Consider the following 23,883-nt stretch of genomic DNA (forward strand, 5'->3'; position numbering starts at 1 on the left):
GCTGATCATTTCTTTACGACTTTTCCAGCGTTTTGTACCAATCCTTTAATATATTGGATTAAATCGGCTTGTATTGAGTGCGCATAAAGAACTGTTTCACAATGGTTTACGAATAAATTAGGATCTATGGCAATTAAGTTTCTGGCATGAAGTAGCCCTTTATAGATTTTTCTCTTTATTGGGGGATGGTTGGACCCAACTATAGGTAGGTATGTATGGTCTAAATTTTTTGTATCTAAGGGTATTGGGGTATGTACATTTTCTTCCTTCCATAATTGACTGGCTAGTGGAATCAAAGTATCATGTTTTGCCCCCTTTTTACCACTAATAAATAGTGCGTAAGCGTCATTTAATTGGGCTATTGACTCGTGATCCTTGGTTGTTTTGATATCAGTGTTGAATAAGGATAGTAAATCATTCTGATAGGTACCGATCAGTAAACAAGGTATGTCAACGTTGTCTTGCAAAAACGTATATATGCCTTTTAGACATCTGCTATTGGGGGCTATGTCTTTTAAACCATTGACCGGCGCCCAACTTAGACGAGCAAGCGTGTATACCCACGCTGCTACCATGCTGATCCATTTGATTCTAACTAGTGGATAATCTATAAGCTGCAATCCAGCTGCTCCATCAGATATAAATTTCTGCATATCCTTACCGGTTCGCTCAAGTAACGGTGTACCCATTAGTGGTGCATTAAGGGTAATGATACCCAGTATATTGAGCTGAGATTTATACAATCTACCTAAAGTACAAGCCAATACACCACCTTGACTATATCCAATGATAATGATGGGAAAAGAAATAGGATTTTTGTGACATCGGATCAGTTCAAGTTCTATCCATTGAAGCATGCGCGCTGCTTGTTGATCTATAGACTGTAGGAGAGATTTTAGTCCTGTTCTACAGGTTGGTTGCATGATAAAAATCGCTTTCCCAAATTGTTTGGTCAACATTTCTGCAATGGGTTTTAGCTCATCTGCGTGGGCGTACAAACCATGTAAAAGCAAAACGGCAAAGGTAGCTGCTTGATCTAAACTAGATAGATCGACTCTATTTTTTGTGCGCATAAAGCGAATAAGTAGTTATATATGATAACCAACTAAAAATATTAATTAGCTTGCATGTTGGCTTATTGGATTAAATAGACCTGTTCATTGCGATCTGATGCCATTACGAACCATTTCTCAAGTTGTGTTTACTTAAAAATTCTGTTATCAAGGCTATAGCTTTTTTGTTTTGAAATAGCGTTTTACCATATTGCACTCTATAATCAGATAACATCAACATTAGATTCCAACAATGGAGCTGCTCTTTAGCAACATAGGTTTCTATATTCTTGGCATAAACAGGATCATTACTAGAATCCACAATATTGTCAAAGCTAGGTCCTCTACATAGTTGACTTTTTATGGAAATCAGTATATCATGTACGCCATGCTTGTCTTGAGTAGCCAATAATGCATAATGCTGATTCAGTTCCTCTACTTGCCTTTCATAGGCTTCTTCATAATCAAAATATTCAGATAGATTAGAAAGGTAACCACCTATAAGGAGTATAGGAATTTCGTGGTTTTCTTTGTCGTTCTTATTTTCACGTATGAATTTTTTGATACGTGTAATGCAGGTACTATTGCTACGCATATCGCTTAACCCTTTGAAGAGAAACTTCGTAAATTTGTTGATGCAAAACCCATTGAGTAACCAAGCGGCTAGCTGCATATTGACTTGCGAAGTGTCCGGATGGCCTATAGCATTTAATCCTGATTTTGCCTCTCTTGTAAACGCCTTTACATCAGCTACCTTATTGTCAAGTGCTTCTGTGCCATACAGCGGTGCATGAGCAGTAATTACAGCGGTAATGTTAAGGTCATTGCTATGATTAGCTGCCAATATACAACCCACTAAACCACCCTGGCTATAGCCAAATATACTAATCGGTAAAGCTTGAAGTGCTTCTTGATCATGTTGCGGATAGGTATCACGTAGCATGGTTTGTATTTCTTTAACAACTTGTTTGCTTTGCGTCTCAATGGATAGATAGACCGATTTTAGCCCCTCTCTACATTTTGGCTGAATGGTTAAAATATCTTCTCTAAATGCTTCCGCTACTGCTTCCTTGATTTTATCATTTTCAGAGGCATCCATGTTAAGACCATGTAACAATACCAGGACAAATTTAGGCAAAGGGGATATTGTTGCTGGATGATTCCGTTCAGCTGTGGCACAACTTGGAGTAGGTTGTCTTTGTTGGGTTGAACAACTCCTTACTGCCATTCGATGGTGTTGCTGGCAGTTGGTCAATGTGTAGGCTACCACCCAATGAAGGTATTTCTTGATATGGTATGGTACCATAGATTGCATCAAAAATGATTTAGGTGATGGATTGGTTTAGGCCCAACCCATCATTATATTAGGTCATTTAAATAAATTTTCCTAAATCTTTTTATCGAATCGCACTATTATTTTAGGTAGTATTTGAGAATACTACGGATCCTTTCTGGTAACAAACAAGAATAGGCTGGTCTTTTGTCACCTGTCCAGATAGTAATGCTTTAGATAAACCATTAAGTATAATGCGCTGCATCAATCGTTTGAGCGGCCTTGCGCCAAACTGCAAGCTATATCCTTCTTCTGCTAGGTAGTCTATAAGTGGCCCATCCATCTGAATGACTATGCCATTCTTTTGTAGGTCTCCTTTAAGCTTCTCTACCTGAATATGGACCACATCCTTAATAATCCCTTTAGAAAGGGGATTAAACATGATGATTTCATCGATCCGGTTTAAAAACTCTGGACGCATTTGGCTTTGCAGCAATTGTAAGACCGCCGTCTTAGTCTCTTCCAAGCTTTCTTTAGAAGGCAAATCTTCAATACCAGCAAACGCACTTTGAATAAGATGTGCACCTACATTACTGGTCATAATGATAATGGTATTTCTAAAATTTGCCGTTCTGCCCTTATTATCCGTTAGTCTACCATCATCCAACACTTGCAATAGAATATTAAAAATATCGGGATGTGCTTTTTCTATTTCATCCAATAAAACTACGGAGTAGGGTTTGGTACGTACGGCTTCTGTAAGTTGCCCTCCTTCATCATATCCTATGTAGCCTGGTGGCGCACCAATCAACCGACTAACTGCATGTTTTTCCTGGTATTCTGACATATCTATACGAATCATAGCCTGTTCATCGTTGAATAAAAATTGTGCCAGTGCTTTAGCGAGTTCCGTTTTACCTACACCAGTAGTACCTAAAAAAATAAAAGAACCAATAGGCTTACGAGGATCTTGTAATTCAGCACGGCTTCTACGCACTGCTTCAGCAATAACCTGAATAGCTTCTCCTTGACCGGCGACGCTTTGGGCCAGTACAGCCTCTAGCTGTAGTAATTTTTCGCGTTCGTCTTGTAGCATTTTAGAAACAGGAATACCAGTCCTTTGCGCTATAATTTCAGCAATATCCTCTTGCGTGACTTCTTCTTTAAAAAGTGGGCTAGTCTCACGAAGTGCTTCTATCTTTTCTTGTAAAGCTTTGAGTTTTTTTTCTGCTTCTATAAGCTTTCCGTATCGAATTTCTGCAACCTTACCATAGTCAAAATTCCGCTCAGCTTGTTCAGCATCCAAACGCAGTTGTTCAATTTGTTTTTTCTGCGCACGAATACCCTCCACAATAGACTTATCATTTTCCCATTTTGCCTTGAGGGTTTGTTTTGTTTCATTTAGCTCCTCAATGGTTTTAGACAATTCTTCCAACTTTAGAGTGTCTTTTTCTTTTCGAATTGCTTCTCTTTCAATTTCTAATTCGGTAATTTTTCTTTGTATTTGGTCTAAGTCTACAGGAACAGCATCCAAATCAATCCGCTTTTTAGCAGCTGCTTCATCCATTACATCTATCGCTTTATCAGGCAGAAAACCTGGTAAATAACGGTCAGATAGGCGCACAGTTCCGATCACTGCATTGTCTTTAATATGTACACCATGATGGAGCTCATATTTGGGCTTTATGCCTCGTATAATAGAAACAGCATGTTCTTGGCTGGGCTCATCTACCATTACGACTTGAAACCTTCTTTCTAGGGCTTTATCTTTCTCTATGTACTTTTGGTATTCTTTTAGCGTAGTGGCACCAATAGCGTGTAGTGCTCCACGCGCAAGCGCTGGTTTAAGTAGATTCGCTGCATCCATGGCCCCCTCTCCAGAGGCACCTGCCCCAATAAGCATGTGGATTTCATCGATAAAAAGAATAAACTCCCCGTTGGAATCCACAACTTCTTTAATGACTGCCTTAAGCCGTTCTTCAAACTCGCCTTTGTATTTGGCGCCAGCAATCAAAAGACCTAAGTCTAATGCAAAAATAATCTTAGATTTCATGTTTTCAGGGACGTCACCAGCTACAATTCTTTGCGCCAATCCTTCTACAATAGCTGTTTTACCTACACCTGGCTCTCCAATTAATAGGGGATTACTTTTCGTTCTACGTGAAATAATTTGTACCGTTCTTCGAGATTCTTCATCACGTCCAATCACTGGATCTATTTTGCCTTCTTTAACCAATTGATTTAAGTTTTTTGCATAACGTTCCAATGATCTATACTTAGACTCTGCACTAGGGTCGGTGACCTTATGGGTACCCCGTAAGGCTTGAATGGCTTGTAGCAACGGAGCTTCTGCGATGCCGTGCTTTTTCATTAATGTTGCCGTTTGATCTTTACCCGAACAAAGACTTAAAAGTAAATGGTCTACTGCGACAAAGTCATCGCCTAATTTTTTCTTGTAACTTTCTGCTTCACGAAGGGTAACATCCATATTGGGTGATAAATAAGGCTGCTGACCAGATGCTTTTGGATAGGTTTGGATGAGTTTATCTAATGCTTCTTCTAAAGGCGTTAAGGCAATTTGAAGTTGCTTGATAAGAAAAGTAACATGTGTTTCATTACTGATTAAAATGGCCTTCAATAAGTGACCATTTTCAATCGTAAGTTGTTGGTTTTTTTCCGCTACTGCTATAGCGCTTTGTATCGCTTCTTGTGCTTTAATAGTATATTTTCTAGGGTCCATAATGTTTGTTATTTATCATTATTTAACACTTTGATGTTAAATATACCATTTTTTTGTAAAAGGGTTCAGACTATTGATCTATCTATACTGGATAACATTTGATGGTACAAATTAACCACTATACTACAGATCCAACGTTTTGTATCTGTCTACGGAAAGTGCATGAGATAGATAGATAACCTGAACTCTGGATTAGAATTATTGTAAACCAGTTGTATATATATTAGCTATAGCCGGTTTTTTCTCTTTTAGCCCATAAGCAGTAATACCAGCTATTAAATTGACAATAAAATTAGGTATGCTTCTGTGTCTAGAGTGTTCTATTTGGCTAATATTTTTAAGCTGATCGATAATGATTTCAATGATGGATCTCTTTCGAAGCATTAATTTATCCCATAATGTCATAAAAGCATTTTTCATATTTTTCTTGATATGGGTAATGAGCTCTATTCCTTTTTCCATAAGTTTTTCAAATAATTCTTTGCTGATATATCCTTTATCCGAGAATACTTTACCGATTAAATTTTTGCATAAACTTTTTGCAGGGAATCTATCCTTGACCCTACCTGGGGTAAGTGTAAAATTCATAATTTCACCTAAATCATTTACAATCAAATGTAACTTGAACCCAAAAAACCAGCCAGTCGTTGTTTTACCTTTAGTAGCTATTGATTTAAATACTTTGTTAGAACAAGCCCTTTGTACCTTACAAACTTTAATGGCTCTTGAATCCATAAAATGAGACCGTTGCAATAGATAGTTATTGTAATTTTTGATAAGTTTCTAGTGTTATTTTTTGTGGTTTTTATGGTTAAGGATGCATAAAAATCATTATTTATTGATTTTCAAGTTAATTTTTGTTCATTTTAGATATACCATCCCCCTAAAAACCCTTTAAAATGATATTTGGGGCCCTATATAAATTATAGGCTATAGCTTCCATAACATGTTGCGTATGGGTTTTTTCCAGTCCTATATAACGAGCTCCTGCACTACGGAACCAACGCTTAATATTACCAAATACCCGCTCTACTTTATAGCGCGTCTTGGATACCAATTTATTGAAACGTTTAGCAGTAGGTGATAAGGGATGGTTTTTAGTAGCTTTCTTTTGAATAGCTGATTTTAAGCTTTTTTTCTTTAATAAAGTTTCGTTCGGTAACCCGCTATAGCCTTTATCTCCATAGAGCCTGCTGCCTGCTTTTAAGGATACTTTATCCAATAATATGGGTAAATGGGCACCATCATGATTAGATGCCTTTGTGGTACTGACTGCCAGCACTAAACCTTCTTTACTTTCTACAAGGACATGGCGTTTATAGCCATAGTAAAGATCATGACCTTTTTTGGTCCAACTAGCTTCTTGATCTACCCCTTTTTGATAACTATGGGATACCGATATAGTACCATCTTCATGCAAATTATAGCTTTTTTTACCTTTGGGACCTCTAGAAGTAGGCGTTATAGAGGCGTCAATAACTGCACCATGTTGAACCAGTACAACATGACTCGATAACTGATTATTAATTATTGTTAATAACCTATCTAAAGCCTTCTTTTCCGTAAGAGCAGTCCTAAATCTGCTTAATACACTATGATCTGGAACTGAATTATCCATCGATATACCACAAAACCTGCTAAATGTAATACGATCATTTACCTCTTCTTCGACTTGGTAGTCACTTAATCCATACCACTGTTCAAGCAAAAGCATTTTAAATAAAAGAAGGGGACTATAGGCAGGTTTGCCTGACAAACGTAAGCCTTTCGGATAATAAATACAAAGCTCTTTTTCTACTGATGACCAATTAATTAGATTATTTATTTGATTAAAAAAGGTATGCTTGCATTTACGGAGACTAGCTGATATATCTCCAAAAGATAACTGGCTACTTGTTTTTATTGCCATAACTATATCATCAAAAAACTAAATAAAAACTTTCATATAAAAACTAAAAATTAACTATTTCATAAATATAAAAGTACTTGTTTAATACAAATCTTAAAAGTCTATTGCAACGGTCTCAAAATAACAACCTGTTCTTGTCTTAGAAAGACTATGCGTAAAGAAATACATAGGAACTAACGTTCTTTTTACTAGTGATATGAATCTATTATAGCTCACTAATGTTCTAAACTCACTTGAGTGAAATTGCTCTAAATGAAGATAATACAACTTAAAATTTCTAAAACCTATTAGATGAAAAGCAATTAGTATAGTCATTATTTCGCTTAAGTTAAGAGAACAAGTTCTAGTGGGTTTTCTTGTGGGCTCTGTTAACAGCTTTTTCTCCATATAAGGCATAAATTTTATTAAAAACTCATCTACCATATAATATATTTCTACTAATTTGTCTACATTCATAAGCGGCTCCTTTAGTTTTTAGAGGTAATTTTCAATCACCTAAATTTAAAACTCAAAGAAGCTTCTTTATACGCAAATATGAAAATCTAATCCAGAGTTCAGGTTATAACTATTTACTAGCCCCCTACTGGGTGGATACAGGTAAAACAAAGAAAGTACATGTAAATGAATCAAATAAAGTATGGAGTGGAGATATTACCTATATTCGTACCAATGGTGGATTTATGTATTTTTCAGCTGTAATAGATTGGCATAGCAAAGCGATACTCAGCTATAGATTGTCTAACGTTATGGATTCAAATTTGGTCACAGATACTTTATAAGATGCACTTAGTAAATATCCTGCTCCAGAGTTCTTTAATAGTGATCAAGGTAGTCAGTATACTACTCATAATCATACAAATTTATTAAAGAATCATGGCATTAAAATTTCTATGAATGGAAAAGGTAGGAGTATTGATAACATTGTGATGGAGAGATTCTTTAGAACGCTAAAATATGATTTTATCTTTTTGAATGATTTCAAAACTATTAAAGACCTAAAAGAGGGGATTAATGGTTACATTACTAAGTATAATTATCAAAGATTTCATTCTAGTATTAATTAGTCGGCCCTGAAATACCATATAATTATTTGTTAATCAGCAAATAAATGGTTTAATTTATATATGGTTAATAACCAGTTTTTAGGTTGTTTTGTATAAAAAGCTTGCAAAATAAGGATGAAATCTAAGAAAATAAATAATAGCCTTGAGCGTTTGTTTGAGCAACGCTTATCTAGTTTTCTCAACCCGAAACATCCATTATTCCAGTTATCTGATTCGATTCCTTTTCACTCCTTATCATCAGATTTAGACCGCGGTTTTAGCTATGGACCTGGTCAACCTCCTTTGCCTATTCGTTTAATTATAGGTCTTCTCATTATCAGTCATATGTATAATATTTCTGATGAACAAGTAGTGGTTAGATGGGTAGAAAACCCTTATTGGCAATACTTTTGTGGATATGATTATTTTCAGTTTAAGATGCCTTGTAACCCCAGTTCATTGACCCGTTGGCGCCATAGATTAGGTCAAGAAGGTCTCAATAAGATTTTATCTATGACTATAGACTTAGCGCTAAAAAAAAAGTAAGTGACCCGAAAACGAAACTTGAAAAAGTTAATAGCTGATACTACTGTAATGGAGAAAAATAATCCGTTACCCAACTGACTCTTCTTTGCTTAATAAATCCAGAGAAAAATTAGGTCAGTATAGCCAAGAAAACAGGTATTAAACTGCGTCAAACTTATCAGCGTTTAGGTCTATCTATCAAACGTAAAGTTGATTGCTATGCTCATGCTAAACAGTATAAACGTTTATCTAAAGGCATTAAAACATTAAAAACCTATCTTGGTAGAGTAGTCAGAGATGTAGAACGTTCTATACAATCCTCTGATGATCTAATACGGAATCAATTTACCAATCTACTATCTATAAGTAAAAAACTTATAAACCAATCAAAAAAAGTAAAGATAAAATTTATAGCATCCATGAACCATCCGTCTACTGTGTTAAGTAAAGGTAAGTCTAAACATCCTTATGAGTTTGGTTGCAAGGTACAATTTACAGTAACGCATAAAAAAGGTTTAATTGTTTCAACAGAAGCAATACATCCTAATGCTTACGATGGCCATACTTTGCAGAAGAGTTTATTACAAGCCGAGCAATTATCTGGTACCAAAGTAAAGTATGCTTTTGTAGATAAAGCCTACCGGGGTAATAATATACCTGTTAGTGAATGTAATATATTTATAAGTGGTTAGTAAAAGGGGAATAACGCCTGCTACTAAAAAAGCTATAAAAAGAAGATCTTCTATTGAACCGCATATTGGTCATATGAAATCCGATGGTAAATTATCTGTTAACTATTTGAAAGGTATTCTAGGAGATAAACTTAACGTTATTTTATGTGCTATTGCTCATAACCTACGACTGATTACAAGAAAGTTATTCTTAACACACTCACAATCACATAAATTAAAACCTATATAATTAAAATTCTTAATCCAAAACCAGTTATACCTATATCTTGGGTAGGAAAAATAGAGCGCCTGCTAAACCATAAATATTGTAAAAAAAGATCCATTCAATAAATTTATTCAAAAATAATATTTCAGGGCCGACTATTTAAAGCATCAAGAGCAGCTTTATTACTACCACTTTTGTCAACTACTACTTTGTATGGAGTATTATTCTCTCTGATAGCCTTACTAAAAAAAGAAAGAGCTGAAGACTTGTCTCTATGTTCACTTAGAAAAAAGTCAACTGTATCTCCATAACGATCCACTGCTCTATATAAATAGATCCATTTCCCGTTTAGTTTAACTAAAGTTTTATCCATTCTCCAACTACTACCAACTGTTCGTTTCCTTTTTCTTACTTCTTGATCTATTTTAATGCTTTTTTCAGACAGACGCAACAGAACCCCCTGTTGAACCTAAATAAGCTTTTTTTGTTTTAAACGATTCCATTCTTGCATAAATAAACCCGTTCTTAGCGCATTATCTGAAATAATAATTTCTTTTAGATTACATGCTTTAATAATCACTTTAATAAGGACAGAAGATAATGGAATTAGCTTTAAAAAAACAGGTTCAACAGCAAGCTGTTTTTGCCAAATATCTACAGGCGTGGTTCGTATAATTTCATAAATTTTAAAAAACTGCTCTGCAGAGACTCTTTTTATATTACTATTTGTTTCAATAGCTGAAGCACCATAGTAAGATGTATATAACATTAGTAATGTACGAAAAGCACCAGAACTTCCAACAAGTTGACTGGGCCTATATAGCTTCGTTTCAACAAAAAGCTGTGCCAAAGCAGTGCGGTAATAGTCTTCTAAAAGCGCTACTTGAAGGGGCGTAATAGGCGCATTATAGGGAAATTGAGCAGCAACACGACGTACACCTAATCTAAAACTTCCTGCCCACAACGATTCTAAATGGTTAAAAATAATACACTCTACACTCCCTCCGCCTATATCAACAATTAAGCTATTCCTATCTGTTAATCCACAAGAAGAACCAACACCCTGGTAGATTAACATAGCTTCGTCTATACCAGAAATAATTTCTACTTGAATATCGGTTTCAGAACAAATTGCTTTAATGACTTCAGCTGCATTAGGTGCATCACGTAAGAGACTTGTAGCCTTGGCAACCATAAAGCGGACTCCTTCTGCATCTAACTTTTTTCTAATGGCTACCATTGTATCTACAATATTTTTTTGTTCTTCTAATGAGATACGAATAGAATCTAGGGGTTCTTGAGCCGTAGCTCTTATAATTTTTTCTTCGTAAAGTACGGTATACTTTTCTCGATCAATTTCCCCTACTAAAACATTTATAACACTAGTACCCAAATCAATAACCGCTAATTTCGACATAATAATTACCATTAAAAAGCTGTTTTACTGATTATTTTATTAAATACCATAAAACTAAAAAACTACTTTCTTTTCGAGGAATGAGATACTCCATTTTAGATACAATGTTAGATCGGGCATTAGTTTGTTTACTTTTCTACCGTAACCTGGAATATAGTTGAATCCCTGAGTATTTTTGGACGAATGAAAAAGATAGGCCATTCCAAGCCGCATCCCTCCATAAAGTTGAGATACCAATCTACACTCAGAGCCTCCAACCAACTGAATCCAACTTGCTGTAAGGGGCTTGGACCAAGAAGTTCGAGGGTTATTAGAAGAGGTAGGGTCATACCGGCTATGCCCATAAGCGATACCATAATAAGCATTGGTAAGCGGATTAGGGTGGATTACATATAGTAGCGCTACTAAACCATAGTATCCAGTTGATTTATCATTACAATCTTTTTCTTGCAGCTGACAAGATTCATAGGCTGCATCAATGGAGAACTGTATTGGACCAATCGAATGGCAGTCAATACCTACTCCATAGTTTTTTTTTCTACTTTTCCACACATTTTTCAACCATTCAAACCAATTTAACCTTATCCCAACATCCTGTAAAATAGGTGTATAATTGGCCACGTGCACAGTTTTAGCGACCAAAGAAAGCTGTAAAAGATCCATAACATTTCTATGTGCTACCCTTACCAAAGGATATCCCCCTTTTTCTATCTGGGTACCCTCTTTTTTTGAAAACCTATTGGCTATTTCTAGATCAGCATCTGCTTGCGCTTGCTGAAAGCGCAAGCTATGGGTATCAACCATAGAGCTATTTTTTGGATTAGCTCCAAAGACTGTAATACTAAAAAATATATAGACAATAGCAATACGTAAGATCTTTATGGCTAATGCACACTCCATAGTTAAAATACCAATATTTACATTAAATCTACACTCAGATATTAGGCTTATGCTTTAGTACAGCCATAATCCATCTGTCTTTTTGACGTATATCCTTATATAAAGCTATTTGCTTAAAATTCGCACAGTGCAATAAATCTACAATCTTTTTACCTAATGTTTCATTAATCTCTAAACAAAGTATACCGTTGTGGCACAAATGACGAACTGCGCATTGAATAATTTGTCTATAGAATAGAAGTGGATCATCATCATGGACAAATAAAGCCAAGTGAGGTTCATAGTCTAGCACGTTTGGATGCATAAGAGACTTTTCCTGCATGGACACATAGGGGGGATTACTAACGATTAAGGACCAATTACATGAAGGAAGTGGATCTGTTAAAATATCTGCTTCTATAAAATGCACAGCTACACCTAACTGCGCTGCATTATAAGCAGCAACTCCTAAGGCTTCTTTACTTATATCAAGCGCATCTACTAAAGCCTCTGGGAATTCCTTCTTAAGCGTAATAGCAATACAACCACTACCTGTTCCTATGTCTAGGATAGAGGTGGGAGGTGAAAGATGACGCATTAAAAATGTTACCCATTCTTCTGTTTCTGGTCGTGGAATCAGTACAGCAGGTGTTACCTTAAAGAGATTATCTAAAAAATAGGTGGCGCCAATAACGTATTGAATTGGCTCATACTTTTTTAATCTATCTAATCCATCCAAAATATTTTTTTGAACAGCAGGTGAAATGGTACACAGTGGATTGAGTATATAATCTGCCAAGTCAACTTGTAAATAATAGTTCAATAATTTTTGTACTATAGAACGACATTCTAGTTGGTTGGGTATAGCCAAGGCTAATGACTGGTACAATAGATCTGATAGCGTACGAAGAGGCATCTCAACTACAGAAGATGAAGTGTTAGAAAATCGATTCATTGGATTTATATAAAATACAATTTGATGGATTCATATAGTTGCTGACTTTTTGCTTCTACTGCGTCTATGGTTGATTTTTTACAGGTATCTACTTTGTCTTAAAATTTGGATGGTATGAGGCCATAAGCTTAGCGAAATTCTCAAAAGTAGATGCTTGTTTTTTAGTTCCGGTTATTTGTCTTTTTTGAATGATTTTAATATTTTCTATTCCTCGTAGCCTTACTGTTCCAGTCTATAATAGCTGCAAAATACATAAATCTTCCTTTAGTTCTAATATAAGTAATATCATCATTCCAAACTTGATTCGATTTGGGTACATGAACCCGCTTTGTTTGACCAGGTGAAAACCAATACTTTTCCAACAAATAACCGTATATTTTATTTTGACAATCTTTAAAAGAAGTAAATACTTTTTTACGGGAATGGGCAACAGATGGGGCCAGTTTATCCATGCTCTTTAGCTTTCCCATTGCCCAATCTCGCTCAATTGTAGCGTTACCTAACGCTTTAGCAAGTGCATCATTTTGATCCTTAAGTGTCTCTATTTCATCTCTATAATAGGCCCACAACTTTAGATGGATCAAAAACCAGATACATATTCTCTAAAAAATTATGATGCCAATTTTGAATCGTTTTACCACTTGCACCATACGGTTCTGTCGCATGTGTGTAAAGAAAGCCTTAAATTTAGATTTTTAGTTTAAAACTTTAGTTTAGATGTTTAGTATTACGCCTCGATTATTGCCATATTTTAAAGGATTTTGTTCATCCCCGGAGTTAATTCTTTTATTTGTGTACATGAAATGTCGTTTTTCGTTAAGCTATAGAGATCTGGAAGAGATGATGCATATCAGAGGCGCAAAGATTGATCATTCCACTTTACAAAGATGGGTTATTAAGTTTGTTCCCCTCATAGATCAAGAAGTAAGAAGACGAAAACGCCCAGTTAGTAGTAGTTGGAGAATGGATGAAACTTACGTAAAGATGAATGGTAAGTGGATCTATTTATATAGAGCAGTAGATCGTTATGGAGATACAGTTGACTTTTTTCTAAGTGAAAGTAGAGACAAGTCTGCAGCTCTTATTTTTTTCGTAAGGCTATCAGCTGTAATAATATTCCTTCTAAAGTGGTAGTTGATAAAAGCGGTAGTAATAAGGCTGCGCTTGATGCTTTAAATACAGAACTAGATCAAGATCATAAAATTCCAATATTTCAAAACAAATACCTGAATAATAGAGTCGAGCAAGACCACAGGTTTATCAAAAAACGGATAAAGACTATGCTAGGGTTTAAGAATTTCCATGCTGCTGCCATTACTATAAAAGGGATAGAAAATATTAGAATCATTCAAAAAGGACAATTAATCGGAACTAAAAAACAGAATTCTACTTTTGAAAACTTTGCCAAGATTATGGCCGCATAATATCCAATTTTTAAGACAAACCGGAGAACTAGGAAAAATTCAATGTAGATGCGACAGATCCGTAAAAACAAGCTCCTTTTGTGCTTTAAATTTGGGCATATAGTTGGATTGAAAAATTATAATTTTTACAAAACTTAAATTCTTAATGCCTCTTGCGCTGCTTTTTCCAATGCTTCTACTACGTCGTTATCTAAATATTTTTTCGCTAAACAAATATCTACTGTAAGGGTCTCTTTCGCCATATTGGATACCTGAATTTTATGGGCATAACCATAAGCTTGTTGTAAGTCATAAAGTCGCTCAGCTAATTTAATACAAAGTATAAAGAGCTGATCTTGGTTAACTACTTTTTTACATTGATTATCTATACATAGTACAGATGGCTCTAGATCTTTTCGGCTCTCTATGGAAATAATAGATTGGACAAAAGAAAAAATAGATAGGCTATAATTAGCCTTAATATAAGAAATAGGCAAATCGGCATAAACAACTAAATCATATAACAAAGCAGCATAGATTGGCTCAGTCCTATAATTTACCCAATCTGTTACCAAACGTGCAATGGCTACTGCACGGACATAGAACAATTTTCCTGATGCATGTCTTCTAAAAGCATAACAACGCCTTAGCAGTAGAAATATTTCATCCATTATACCTATACGGATATTACACATCTTGCAAGCATAGTCATTGAATTTCATTAATACTTCCATAGAAGTATCTATTTCACTTTTATTTACATAACTATTGCAAGGAGCCAAATTGGTAAACATTGCATTCTGAACAACCCTTACATTACAAGGCAATACCAGTAGAATAGTTTTTTCTTTAGAAGTAGAAAATTGTAGATAACCATAATGGGCACGAATGTTCCGTTCTATTGGCTCTTTTTGTATATTTATTCGTTCTGAACTTGACTGGTTAAGGGCTCCTATTAGTTCTATCCCTTCAGTAATATCTTGATAATAGCTCTTAATAGAAGGAAATTTGGAGAGAGGCGTATCGCTGCTGCTCACTACTAAGGCTATGGCTGGGAAAGATATTTCTGCAGGTTTTTGTTTTTTAATGCGCCAATATTTATAGTATTTTAATCGAGTCGTATGTAGTTGAATACGTATAGATGTGCTTTGCTTTAGGTCCGTAATGTGTGAGATAAGAGTTTCTAATAAATGGATTATCTGATTAACATCACATACAATTTTAGCAGTCATATCAACATCTCTTGTCGCTATAATCAACACGGGTGCAGATTCCACCGAACTATTTAACCTAATTTCTAATTCTTGAATCAATTCGTTTAGAGAAATTTCAGTAGGTAATAATGGTAGATGAACTTTAGATTTAGTATGCTCTTTTAAAAAGATAGACCAAGCGATAAATTTATTTACAATAATGTTCAAATCTTCCTTATACAGAGCGTCATCTTCTAAAAATAAAGGAGATTCCATCACTATTTCTACTATTTTATCTAAAAAGTTGCTATCTCTTTTTGAATAAGGCTTCTTAGCACGTATGCGTAAATTATGGATCATGTGTTTTAGCTTTAATTTATAATTTTGCTTTCCTTCTAGCTTTTTTTTGTCTTTTAAGCAGCGACTATGTGCGTTGTAATCAGTTATTTGGACTTTACAATAAATAATCATAGTAAAAACCAGTATGCTAAACCCCAATAGAACCACTATATCATCCGTTAATTCGACCAAATTCTCTGCAAAACACGATATATAAACGATGACTGATAATGTAACCGCTAGAGTAATCATTCCTAAACACAAAGGAAATACAAATAAGGCTACAGACAAATGTGCTAAAGATAACTTTAATAGAAATAAATAATCAATGACACGCCACCAATGCCAAAGTACATTTATGGGAAGACAAAACATTGCACCAATCAGCCAAGATCGAGTAACTTCCCAAGTTGGGACTCGGCTACGGGAAACAACCGAATAACCTATCAGCCAAATACCTGCTGCAATTTGCAGTATATACCAGTATACAAGACCTTGACCTACGTAACTTAATGCTGCAGTAGTAATTATAATATAACAGCCAGTATAGCCTATAACAGTATTATATAGTTCTAGTTTTATCAGCTTCTTTTTCACATAAGAAGTATCTAGTAAGCAAAAAAGGATGATTATCAATATGAGCAGTAAAAATTGAAATGGCAACATTAAAAAAATAACAAAAATTAGATGATATGTCTGTAAAAACCGCTAGTGTAAATATATTTATATATGCAATCAAAGCGAATAATGGATTTATATCTATTCCTCTGGTAAATATGCAGAAAAATAATAATTATTTGATTGTCGATAAAAATTTATTACACTTTCCATGCAATAAACCTTTATGGGGCCAACAAACATGGTCGTGACTTCCTAATCTTTTATTTGACTTAAAAAGTGAAAGGTTATACATTTATTTTATTATATTTTCAAATATTTTTCCCTAAAACTTCTAAAGAATTATTTGTAAATTGCAATGTTTTTACTTCGTAAGTTCTATATCCAAGCTATTCGGCTCAGAACAATAGGCCCAATAGTATAAAGCTATTTTTATACATTGGGAGAAGTTTTATATGCTAAGTTTTAATTTATTTTAATGGTTTCATGCAACTTAACTTTGCTAAGTACCAAGCTGCCGGAAATGATTTTATCATCATTGATAATTTTCAAGATCAGTATTATACATATAGTTCTGTTGTGACCAAGCAACTTTGTCATCGGCAATTTGGTATTGGTGCAGATGGTATTATTTCCATTGAAAAAAAAGCAGGTTATGATTTTGCGTTACTACACTACAATGCAGATGGCAGTCAAGGTGATGGGCTGTGTGGCAATGGCAGTCGGTCAGCTCTTCACTACGCACAAGTGCTAGGTATCATAGATCAAAAAGCCCATTTTACTGCTATAGATGGTGCACACATGGGTTATATACGTAATGAGCTGGTTGACTTAACTTTACAAGATGTAACCTCCATTCAACCACTAGCTAGCGGTTATTTCTTAAACAATGGAACCCGCCATTATGTAGAAATGGTCGATGTGATTGAGCGAATTGATATGGAAGCAGTTGGGTTTCCAAAACGCAATATGTACCCATTTGAAAAAAAAGGAGTTAATATCAATTTTGCGCAATTGGTTGAACCAGATGGGATACAAATTCGAACATGTGAATGTGGATTAGACTCAGAACCATTATCCTGTGGTACAGGGGCTGTTGCTAGTGCATTGGTTTCCAGTGCCTATTATGGTTTAAATAGTCCTGTAAAAGTAAGCACTAAAGGTGGTGAACTGCAAGTAACCTTTACACGCCTACCAGATGGTCGTTTTATCGATGTTCATTTAGTTGGACCTGTTTATCAAACTTTTTGTGGAACGGTTAATCCAACTAGCCTACCACCTATTATGGCATATAATCCACTATAGTTATCTTATCTTTATTTGATCCCATAAATAGAATGATTCATTTTCAAAAATTTACTTTATCCAATGGCTTACAAGTTATTGTGCATGAAGATGCAACTGCGCATATTGCAGTAATGAATCTCATGTATGATGTAGGGTCTCGAGATGAACATCCTTTAAAGACAGGTTTTGCTCATTTATTTGAACATCTAATGTTCGGTGGATCTTCTAACATTCCTGCGTATGATACCCCCTTACAGCAAGTAGGCGGTGACAACAATGCATATACAACTACAGATGTAACCAATTATTATTGTGCGCTACCTGCTGTTAACTTAGAAACAGCTTTTTGGCTTGAATCTGACCGAATGCTTGGACTCGCATTTAACGAAAAATCGCTCGAGATACAACGAAAAGTAGTAGTAGAAGAATTTAAAGAGCGTTATCTAAACCAACCCTATGGTGATGCATGGCACCATTTAACCAACATGGCCTATACAACACATCCCTATAGATGGCCTACTATTGGCCAATCATTAAGTCACATAGAAAATGCAGCTATGGAGGACGTTAAAGCCTTTTTTTACAAATTTTATAGACCCAATAATGCTATTTTGGTAGTTGCAGGCAAAGTCACCCAACAACAAATAACAACTTTATGCAAAAAATGGTTTGAACCCATTCCTGCTGGTCCTTCTTATCATAGATTGTTGCCTCAAGAACCAGATCAACTACAACCTAGGAGAAAGGTAGTGCAGGGTGATGTTCCCTTTCCTGTTTTGTATAAAGCCTACCATATGCCAGGAAAAGGTATGGCTGGTTACTATGCAGCAGCAGTATTATGCAATCTACTTAGTGAAGGGAAGTCTGCTTTGCTACATGCCAACTTGGTAGAAAAAGAAACCCTTTATACCAAAATAAATGCCTATACTACTGAATCATTAGACCCTGGTTTATTGGTCATTAGCGGAAGTTTGGTATCAAAAGTTGCATTCGAAGAAGCAGAAAGTGCTTTAATAACCGTATTGCAGCAAATCAAAGCTACTACCCCTGTTGCATTGGAAAAAGCAAAAAATCAGATGGAGGCACAACTTGTTTTTGGTCAAGTAAATCTAGTAGATCGTGCACAAGAGTTGGCCATAGCTACTTTACAAGGTGATACCAACCTAGTAAACAATCATATTGATTATATTAGACAGGTTGACTTAGCAACCATTCAAGCAATTGCTGAAACAATTTTACAAGAGCACAATTGTACTACGCTCCATTACCAAACCATGACCCAATCTTAAAATAATATGTTTCAGAGTCTTAGTGCCAATCTAGAAAAAGCGATCAAGTCCTTAAAAGGACAAGGTCGTATTACAGAAATAAACATTGCTGCTACCATAAAAGAAATCCGTAGAAGCTTGGTCCAAGCAGACGTCCATTACAAAGTAGCCAAGCAGGTCACAGATGCTATTAAGCAAAAAGCAATGGGAACCAATGTGATTACATCTGTTTCACCAGGTCAGCTCTTTACAAAACTGGTTCAAGACGCTTTAACAGATTTAATGGGAGGGATACATACTGAAGTTCGCCTCACTGGCCATCCAGCGGTTATACTTGTAGCTGGACTGCAAGGAGCTGGTAAAACAACCTTAGTAGGTAAGTTGGGCCATTACTACCAAAAAAAAAATAAAAGTCCCCTCTTAGTCGCTTGCGACCTCTATAGACCTGCAGCAGTTGACCAATTGAAAACATTAGGTGCGCAGCTTAATATAAGCGTTTATGCAGAACCATTAGAAAAAAAAACCTATACGGTTGCCCAAAATGCTATTAAAGAAGCCAAAAGTAAAGCACTTGATCTCGTGATTGTAGATACTGCAGGTCGTTTGACTACTGATGAAGAGATGATGCAAGAGATCTGTATGCTTAAAGAGTGCTTAAACCCTTCTGAAACACTTTTTGTAGTAGACGCTATGGCCGGTCAAGATGCTGTTACCACTGCACAAGTTTTTAATGAAAAGCTTAACTTTGATGGAGTAGTACTGACCAAATTAGATGGGGATGCCCGTGGGGGTGCTGCACTATCTATTCGTAGTGTTGTACATAAACCTATTAAGTTTATCAGTACAGGTGAAAAAATGCAAGATTTAGATCTTTTTCATCCAGATCGTATGGCCAGTCGTATTCTGGGGATGGGTGATATTATCTCCTTTGTAGAACGTGCAGAAGCAGTGTATAATGAAACACAACAGCGTAGTTTACAGCAAAAGATAAAAACCAATCAGTTTAATTTAGAAGATTTAGATAAACAAATTCAAAAAATTGAAAAAATAGGAAGTCTCAAAGAAATGGTTGCCATGTTACCTGGTCTAGGAAAATCGGTGCCAGCTTTACCTTTAGAGGATGAACTATTTAAAAATTGCAAGGTAATCATAGCCTCTATGACTGTTAAAGAAAGAAGAAATCCCCATATTATTGATCAAAGTCGTCGTGAACGTATTGCACGTGGTAGCGGAAAAACAATCCAAGAGGTCAATCAATTACTCAAACAGTTTGATGCGATCTGTAAAATGATGAAAAAAGTACATAAAAAAGGATCCAATTTATTAGGTAGCTTGCCATCTTTGCTTAAAAAAAGAAGCGCATCATAAAAGCTTATTTTTTATCCTTTTTTAAAGAACTATTTCATACAGTAATGGATATACACCCAGTTTAAATTTGCCAATGAACGACTTTATAACTAAATTTACTTTAGCTAGGGTGCCTTTAAATTTATTGCAATAACATTATGAAGCTAACCAACCAAAATAAAGAAAACAAAGAAGCTATTTTGAAAACTTTTACCTTCAACAACTCAGACAAAGGTGATCTTTTTAGGGCTTTTGGATTTAAAAAATCTGAACAAGACAGTGGTTCTTCAGAATCACAGATTGCACTATTTACATATAGAATTAAGCACTTAACAGATCATCTAAGTGTTAAAAAGAAAGATCATGCTACAAAGTTAGGTCTTTTGAAATTAGTAGGTAAGCGAAAAAGATTATTGGCCTATCTTAAAAAAGAAGACTTAGGTCGCTATAGAACTATTATTAGCAGCCTTGGCTTAAGAAAGTAGTTGTTTTTTTTACTATTTTCAGGTATAGTTAGATATTATAGTATTTGTTTTTTTAACTTCTCCTACTCACATTTTGGCTCATAAAGTTCTGTAGGAAAAGTTTTGTGGTATATTTTTCCTCTGTTCTAATCCATTTGATGCCGTTGTATATTATCACTCCATTGTACCTATATGCTCAGAAAATTAATTTCAAAAACAATCAAGTTACCAGATAATCGGGTGATTACTATAGAAACGGGTAAATTAGCTATGCAATCCAACGGTTCTGTTGTGATCCGAATGGGTAATGCGTTGATTTTAGCTACTGTGGTAGCTAAAGCAGCTGCAGAAGAAGAGGTCTATAATTTTTTACCCCTTTCTGTAGATTACCAGGAAAAATTTGCTGCTTCTGGTAAAATACCTGGAGGGTTTCTAAAACGGGAAGGTAGGCTAGGAGATCATGAAATTTTAATTGCTAGGTTGGTTGATCGTGCCATTCGTCCTCTTTTTCCTAAAAAAATTAATAGTGAAATTCAAGTAAATATATCGTTAATATCTGCTGATGAAACCATTTTGCCAGATGCACTTGCTGCTTTAGCAGCTTCTTGTGCCTTATCTGTTTCTTCTATTCCATTCAATGGGCCTATTTCAGAGGTCCGTGTGGCCCGTGTAGATGGTATTTTTTTAATCAATCCACCACCTAGTTTACTTGAAAAAGCGGATATGAACCTTATGGTAGCCGCTACTGATGATAGTATACTTATGGTAGAGGGGGAAATGGATGAAGTCCAAGAAGCAGATATGATAGCTGCCATGCGTTTCGCCCATGATGCGATTAAGCTACACTGTCAAGTCCAGCGGGAGCTTATGGCAGCTGTTGGTATCGAAAAAAAAACAGATACGGCCAACGATTTATCTACCGCTCTAGTCTGTGAGCCTGCTTTACGTGAAGCCATTTATACCGATATGTATGCTGTTGCCAAGCAACATATCCCTTCTAAAACTTTGCGTAAAGAAGCTTTTATGGCAGTAACACATCGTTACAGTTCCGCACTTGTACAAGACCAAAATGGTCAGGAAACATCTGTTGCCCAGCAAAAAGAATTTCTACTTGAACTCCAAAATCAAGCTATTCGAGCACTTATTTTAAATGAGCGCATCCGTTTAGATGGTCGCCGATTGGATCAGATTCGATCGATCGAATCTGAAATAGACTATTTGCCATCTGCACATGGTTCCGCCCTTTTTACAAGAGGTGAAACACAATCCCTGACTACCGTTACGCTTGGCAGCAAGTTCGATGAGCAAATCATTGACAGAGCTATGGAAGATGGCTATAATCGTTTTATGCTCCATTATAATTTTCCTGGCTTCTCTACTGGAGAAGTTAAGCCAAACAGAGGGCCTTCTCGTCGGGAAATAGGCCATGGGAATCTAGCCATGCGTGCATTAAAAGCCGTTTTACCACCTGATAAAGAAAACTTGTATACCATACGTGTGGTATCAGATATTCTTGAATCAAATGGCTCTTCTTCTATGGCCACTGTTTGTGCCGGTTCCTTGGCCCTAATGGATGCAGGTATTCCTATTAAAGCAGCCGTCTCAGGGGTTGCTATGGGAATGATTACAGACCCTGCTACAGGACGCTTTGCTGTTTTATCTGATATTCTAGGAGATGAAGATAGCGTTGGTGATATGGATTTTAAGGTAGCAGGTACCCAACAAGGGATTACAGCATGCCAAATGGATATAAAAGTCGCTGGTATTTCATATGAAATGCTAGAAAAAGCGCTCCATCAAGCTAAGGAAGGTAGGTTGTATATCCTGCAAAAAATGGAAGAAACCATAGCTATAGCTCGTCCAAGTAGCAAGCCACATGCTCCTAAAATTGTTACTATAGAAGTTGAAAAAGAGATGATTGGTGCCATCATTGGACCAGGAGGAAAGGTTATACAAGAAATTCAAAAAGAGACCTATACCAATATAGATATTGTTGAAAAAGGCTATAAAGGAATGGTTACTATATTTGCTGCAAATCAAGAAATGTTGCAAAAAGCGGTTGGTAAAATAAAGACTATTACTGCTAAGCCTTCTATTGGTGAAGTATATCTAGGTAAGGTTAAATCTGTCTTAAACTACGGCGCATTTGTAGAATTTATGCCTGGGAAAGATGGGTTTTTACATGTTTCAGAAGTTCGCTTAGAACGCATTGAAAATTTAGAAAAAGTATTGGAGATCGGAGAAGAGCTACAGGTAAAACTTATTGGTGTAGATCCTAAAACAGGTAAATATAGATTGTCACGTAAGGTATTGCTTTCTCCTGATGCGATAGCAGCTGGGGGTTAGTATATGGCATTAATATAATTTTACATTTATTTAATTTAGTAAATTATGAGACAACTAAAGATAAGTAAGCAAATTACAAATCGTGAAAGCCAGTCCTTAGATAAATACCTTCAGGAAATTGGTAGGGTTCCATTACTTAGTGCTGATGAAGAGGTTGAGCTTTCCAAGAAAATTAGAATGGGAGATAGAGCTGCTTTTGAAAGACTGACTAAGGCCAATCTTCGATTTGTAGTTTCTGTGGCTAAGCAGTATCAAAATCAAGGATTATCTTTGAGTGATTTGATTAATGAAGGTAATCTTGGTTTAATTAAATCTGCTCAGCGTTTTGACGAAAAGAGAGGATTTAAGTTTATCTCTTATGCGGTTTGGTGGATTAGGCAATCTATATTACAAGCGCTAGCTGAACAGGCTAGAATTGTACGTTTGCCATTGAATCGGATTAGTTCACTTAGTAAAATTTCTAGAACTTTTTCTCGCTTAGAGCAAAAATATGAAAGAGAACCAACGGTTGAGGAATTGGCTGAGTTTTTAGAGATTGATCCAGAAGAAGTCTGTGGTGCTTTAAAAGTTGCAGGACGACATATTTCTGTAGATGCCCCTTTTCTACAGGGTGAAGAAAACAGCTTATTAGATGTATTGGAAAGCGATGTAGAAAAAAAGCCAGATAGTGAATTAATCAATGATTCTTTGTGTAAAGAAATCCAACGTTCATTGGCTGTACTTACACCTAGAGAACGTGATGTCCTCTGCTATTATTTTGGTCTGAACAATACAGAAATACTGACCCTAGAAGAAATAGGTGCCCGATTTGGCTTAACCCGAGAGCGTGTACGTCAAGTAAAAGAAAAAGGTATTAAAAAGCTAAAGGCTGCCGTTAGTAGCGAAACACTCAAGTGCTACCTAGGATGATGGAGTACATATCCTTTAA

The 23,883-nt window shown here is 35.7% G+C and carries 18 protein-coding genes and 5 pseudogenes; 10 read left to right on the top strand and 13 right to left on the bottom strand.

What is annotated here, in order from left to right; all coding sequences use genetic code 11:
- Positions 1 to 5 precede the first annotated feature (5 nt).
- The 6 genes and pseudogenes from CHV_RS02920 to CHV_RS02945 form a co-directional block, all read right to left on the bottom strand.
- Positions 6 to 1,073: an alpha/beta hydrolase gene (locus tag CHV_RS02920; protein ID WP_034577199.1), complete on the bottom strand. Its 1,068-nt coding sequence runs from the start codon at positions 1,071 to 1,073 to the stop codon at positions 6 to 8.
- 103 nt (positions 1,074 to 1,176) lie between these two features.
- Positions 1,177 to 2,358, bottom strand: coding sequence for a lipase family protein (locus CHV_RS02925; protein WP_156933592.1), 1,182 nt, complete (start codon positions 2,356 to 2,358; stop codon positions 1,177 to 1,179).
- A gap of 112 nt (positions 2,359 to 2,470) precedes the next feature.
- Complete coding sequence (locus tag CHV_RS02930) at positions 2,471 to 5,065, bottom strand: ATP-dependent Clp protease ATP-binding subunit (protein ID WP_034577204.1); 2,595 nt, start codon at positions 5,063 to 5,065, stop codon at positions 2,471 to 2,473.
- 198 nt (positions 5,066 to 5,263) lie between these two features.
- Positions 5,264 to 5,806 (bottom strand): annotated as a pseudogene (locus CHV_RS02935) (IS982-like element ISCca1 family transposase); the annotation flags it as partial.
- Positions 5,807 to 5,948: 142 nt separating this feature from the next.
- Positions 5,949 to 6,974, bottom strand: coding sequence for an IS5-like element ISCca3 family transposase (locus CHV_RS02940; RefSeq protein WP_034577207.1), 1,026 nt, complete (start codon positions 6,972 to 6,974; stop codon positions 5,949 to 5,951).
- A gap of 117 nt (positions 6,975 to 7,091) precedes the next feature.
- Positions 7,092 to 7,430: pseudogene (locus tag CHV_RS02945) on the bottom strand (IS982 family transposase); the annotation flags it as partial.
- A gap of 131 nt (positions 7,431 to 7,561) precedes the next feature.
- Here CHV_RS02945 and CHV_RS05855 point away from each other — a divergent pair.
- The 3 genes and pseudogenes from CHV_RS05855 to CHV_RS05295 all read left to right on the top strand — a co-directional run bounded on the left by CHV_RS05855 (position 7,562) and on the right by CHV_RS05295 (position 9,564).
- Positions 7,562 to 7,753, top strand: a complete 192-nt coding sequence (locus CHV_RS05855) for a DDE-type integrase/transposase/recombinase (protein WP_051602199.1) — start codon at positions 7,562 to 7,564, stop codon at positions 7,751 to 7,753.
- 105 nt (positions 7,754 to 7,858) lie between these two features.
- Complete coding sequence (locus tag CHV_RS05860) at positions 7,859 to 8,038, top strand: integrase core domain-containing protein (RefSeq protein WP_420888359.1); 180 nt, start codon at positions 7,859 to 7,861, stop codon at positions 8,036 to 8,038.
- 114 nt (positions 8,039 to 8,152) lie between these two features.
- Positions 8,153 to 9,564 (top strand): annotated as a pseudogene (locus CHV_RS05295) (IS5 family transposase).
- Between the two features lie 29 nt (positions 9,565 to 9,593).
- Here CHV_RS05295 and CHV_RS02960 read toward each other — a convergent pair.
- From CHV_RS02960 to CHV_RS02980, 6 genes and pseudogenes are all read right to left on the bottom strand, one after another.
- A pseudogene (locus CHV_RS02960) lies at positions 9,594 to 9,863 on the bottom strand (DDE-type integrase/transposase/recombinase); the annotation flags it as partial.
- A 45-nt stretch (positions 9,864 to 9,908) separates the two neighbouring features.
- Positions 9,909 to 10,856 carry a Ppx/GppA phosphatase family protein gene (locus CHV_RS02965; RefSeq protein WP_165393821.1) on the bottom strand — a complete coding sequence of 316 codons (948 nt, stop codon included), beginning with the start codon at positions 10,854 to 10,856 and terminating at the stop codon, positions 9,909 to 9,911.
- Between the two features lie 54 nt (positions 10,857 to 10,910).
- Positions 10,911 to 11,756 (bottom strand): hypothetical protein, encoded by an 846-nt coding sequence (locus CHV_RS02970; RefSeq protein WP_034577211.1) that lies wholly within the window; start codon positions 11,754 to 11,756, stop codon positions 10,911 to 10,913.
- Between the two features lie 34 nt (positions 11,757 to 11,790).
- Complete coding sequence (gene prmC / locus CHV_RS02975) at positions 11,791 to 12,690, bottom strand: peptide chain release factor N(5)-glutamine methyltransferase (RefSeq protein WP_051602202.1); 900 nt, start codon at positions 12,688 to 12,690, stop codon at positions 11,791 to 11,793.
- A gap of 88 nt (positions 12,691 to 12,778) precedes the next feature.
- Positions 12,779 to 12,901, bottom strand: a pseudogene (locus CHV_RS05745) (IS6 family transposase); the annotation flags it as partial.
- Positions 12,885 to 13,274 carry a hypothetical protein gene (locus CHV_RS02980; protein ID WP_034577216.1) on the bottom strand — a complete coding sequence of 130 codons (390 nt, stop codon included), beginning with the start codon at positions 13,272 to 13,274 and terminating at the stop codon, positions 12,885 to 12,887. The pseudogene CHV_RS05745 and the gene CHV_RS02980, both read right to left, overlap by 17 nt.
- A 133-nt stretch (positions 13,275 to 13,407) precedes the next feature.
- Here CHV_RS02980 and CHV_RS05300 point away from each other — a divergent pair.
- A protein-coding gene (locus CHV_RS05300; protein WP_420888358.1) for an IS6-like element ISCca2 family transposase occupies positions 13,408 to 14,114 on the top strand; the annotation gives its coding sequence in 2 pieces (ribosomal slippage) (positions 13,408 to 13,774 and positions 13,774 to 14,114; 708 coding nt in all).
- 134 nt (positions 14,115 to 14,248) lie between these two features.
- Here CHV_RS05300 and CHV_RS02990 read toward each other — a convergent pair.
- On the bottom strand, positions 14,249 to 16,222 hold the full coding sequence (locus tag CHV_RS02990) for a hypothetical protein (protein ID WP_130721333.1): 1,974 nt from the start codon (positions 16,220 to 16,222) through the stop codon (positions 14,249 to 14,251).
- 507 nt (positions 16,223 to 16,729) lie between these two features.
- On the opposite strand from CHV_RS02990, the gene dapF reads away from it, so the two are divergent.
- The 6 genes from dapF (at position 16,730) to CHV_RS03020 (ending at position 23,864) form a co-directional block, all read left to right on the top strand.
- Positions 16,730 to 17,548: a diaminopimelate epimerase gene (gene dapF, locus CHV_RS02995; RefSeq protein ID WP_034577218.1), complete on the top strand. Its 819-nt coding sequence runs from the start codon at positions 16,730 to 16,732 to the stop codon at positions 17,546 to 17,548.
- A gap of 32 nt (positions 17,549 to 17,580) precedes the next feature.
- Entirely contained in the window at positions 17,581 to 18,819 is a 1,239-nt protein-coding gene (locus CHV_RS03000; protein WP_034577219.1) for a M16 family metallopeptidase, read from the top strand.
- Positions 18,820 to 18,825: 6 nt separating this feature from the next.
- Positions 18,826 to 20,166 carry a signal recognition particle protein gene (gene ffh, locus CHV_RS03005; protein ID WP_034577222.1) on the top strand — a complete coding sequence of 447 codons (1,341 nt, stop codon included), beginning with the start codon at positions 18,826 to 18,828 and terminating at the stop codon, positions 20,164 to 20,166.
- Positions 20,167 to 20,303: 137 nt separating this feature from the next.
- A complete protein-coding gene (gene rpsO, locus CHV_RS03010) occupies positions 20,304 to 20,630 on the top strand; it encodes a 30S ribosomal protein S15 (protein ID WP_223245678.1) in 327 nt (108 codons plus the stop codon).
- 171 nt (positions 20,631 to 20,801) lie between these two features.
- Positions 20,802 to 22,955, top strand: a complete 2,154-nt coding sequence (pnp, locus tag CHV_RS03015) for a polyribonucleotide nucleotidyltransferase (RefSeq protein ID WP_034577224.1) — start codon at positions 20,802 to 20,804, stop codon at positions 22,953 to 22,955.
- 45 nt (positions 22,956 to 23,000) lie between these two features.
- Positions 23,001 to 23,864: a sigma-70 family RNA polymerase sigma factor gene (locus CHV_RS03020; RefSeq protein WP_034577226.1), complete on the top strand. Its 864-nt coding sequence runs from the start codon at positions 23,001 to 23,003 to the stop codon at positions 23,862 to 23,864.
- The last annotated feature ends 19 nt before the right edge of the window (positions 23,865 to 23,883 follow it).

It is taken from the genome of Cardinium endosymbiont cBtQ1 of Bemisia tabaci, from assembly GCF_000689375.1.
Classification (GTDB): domain Bacteria; phylum Bacteroidota; class Bacteroidia; order Cytophagales; family Amoebophilaceae; genus Cardinium.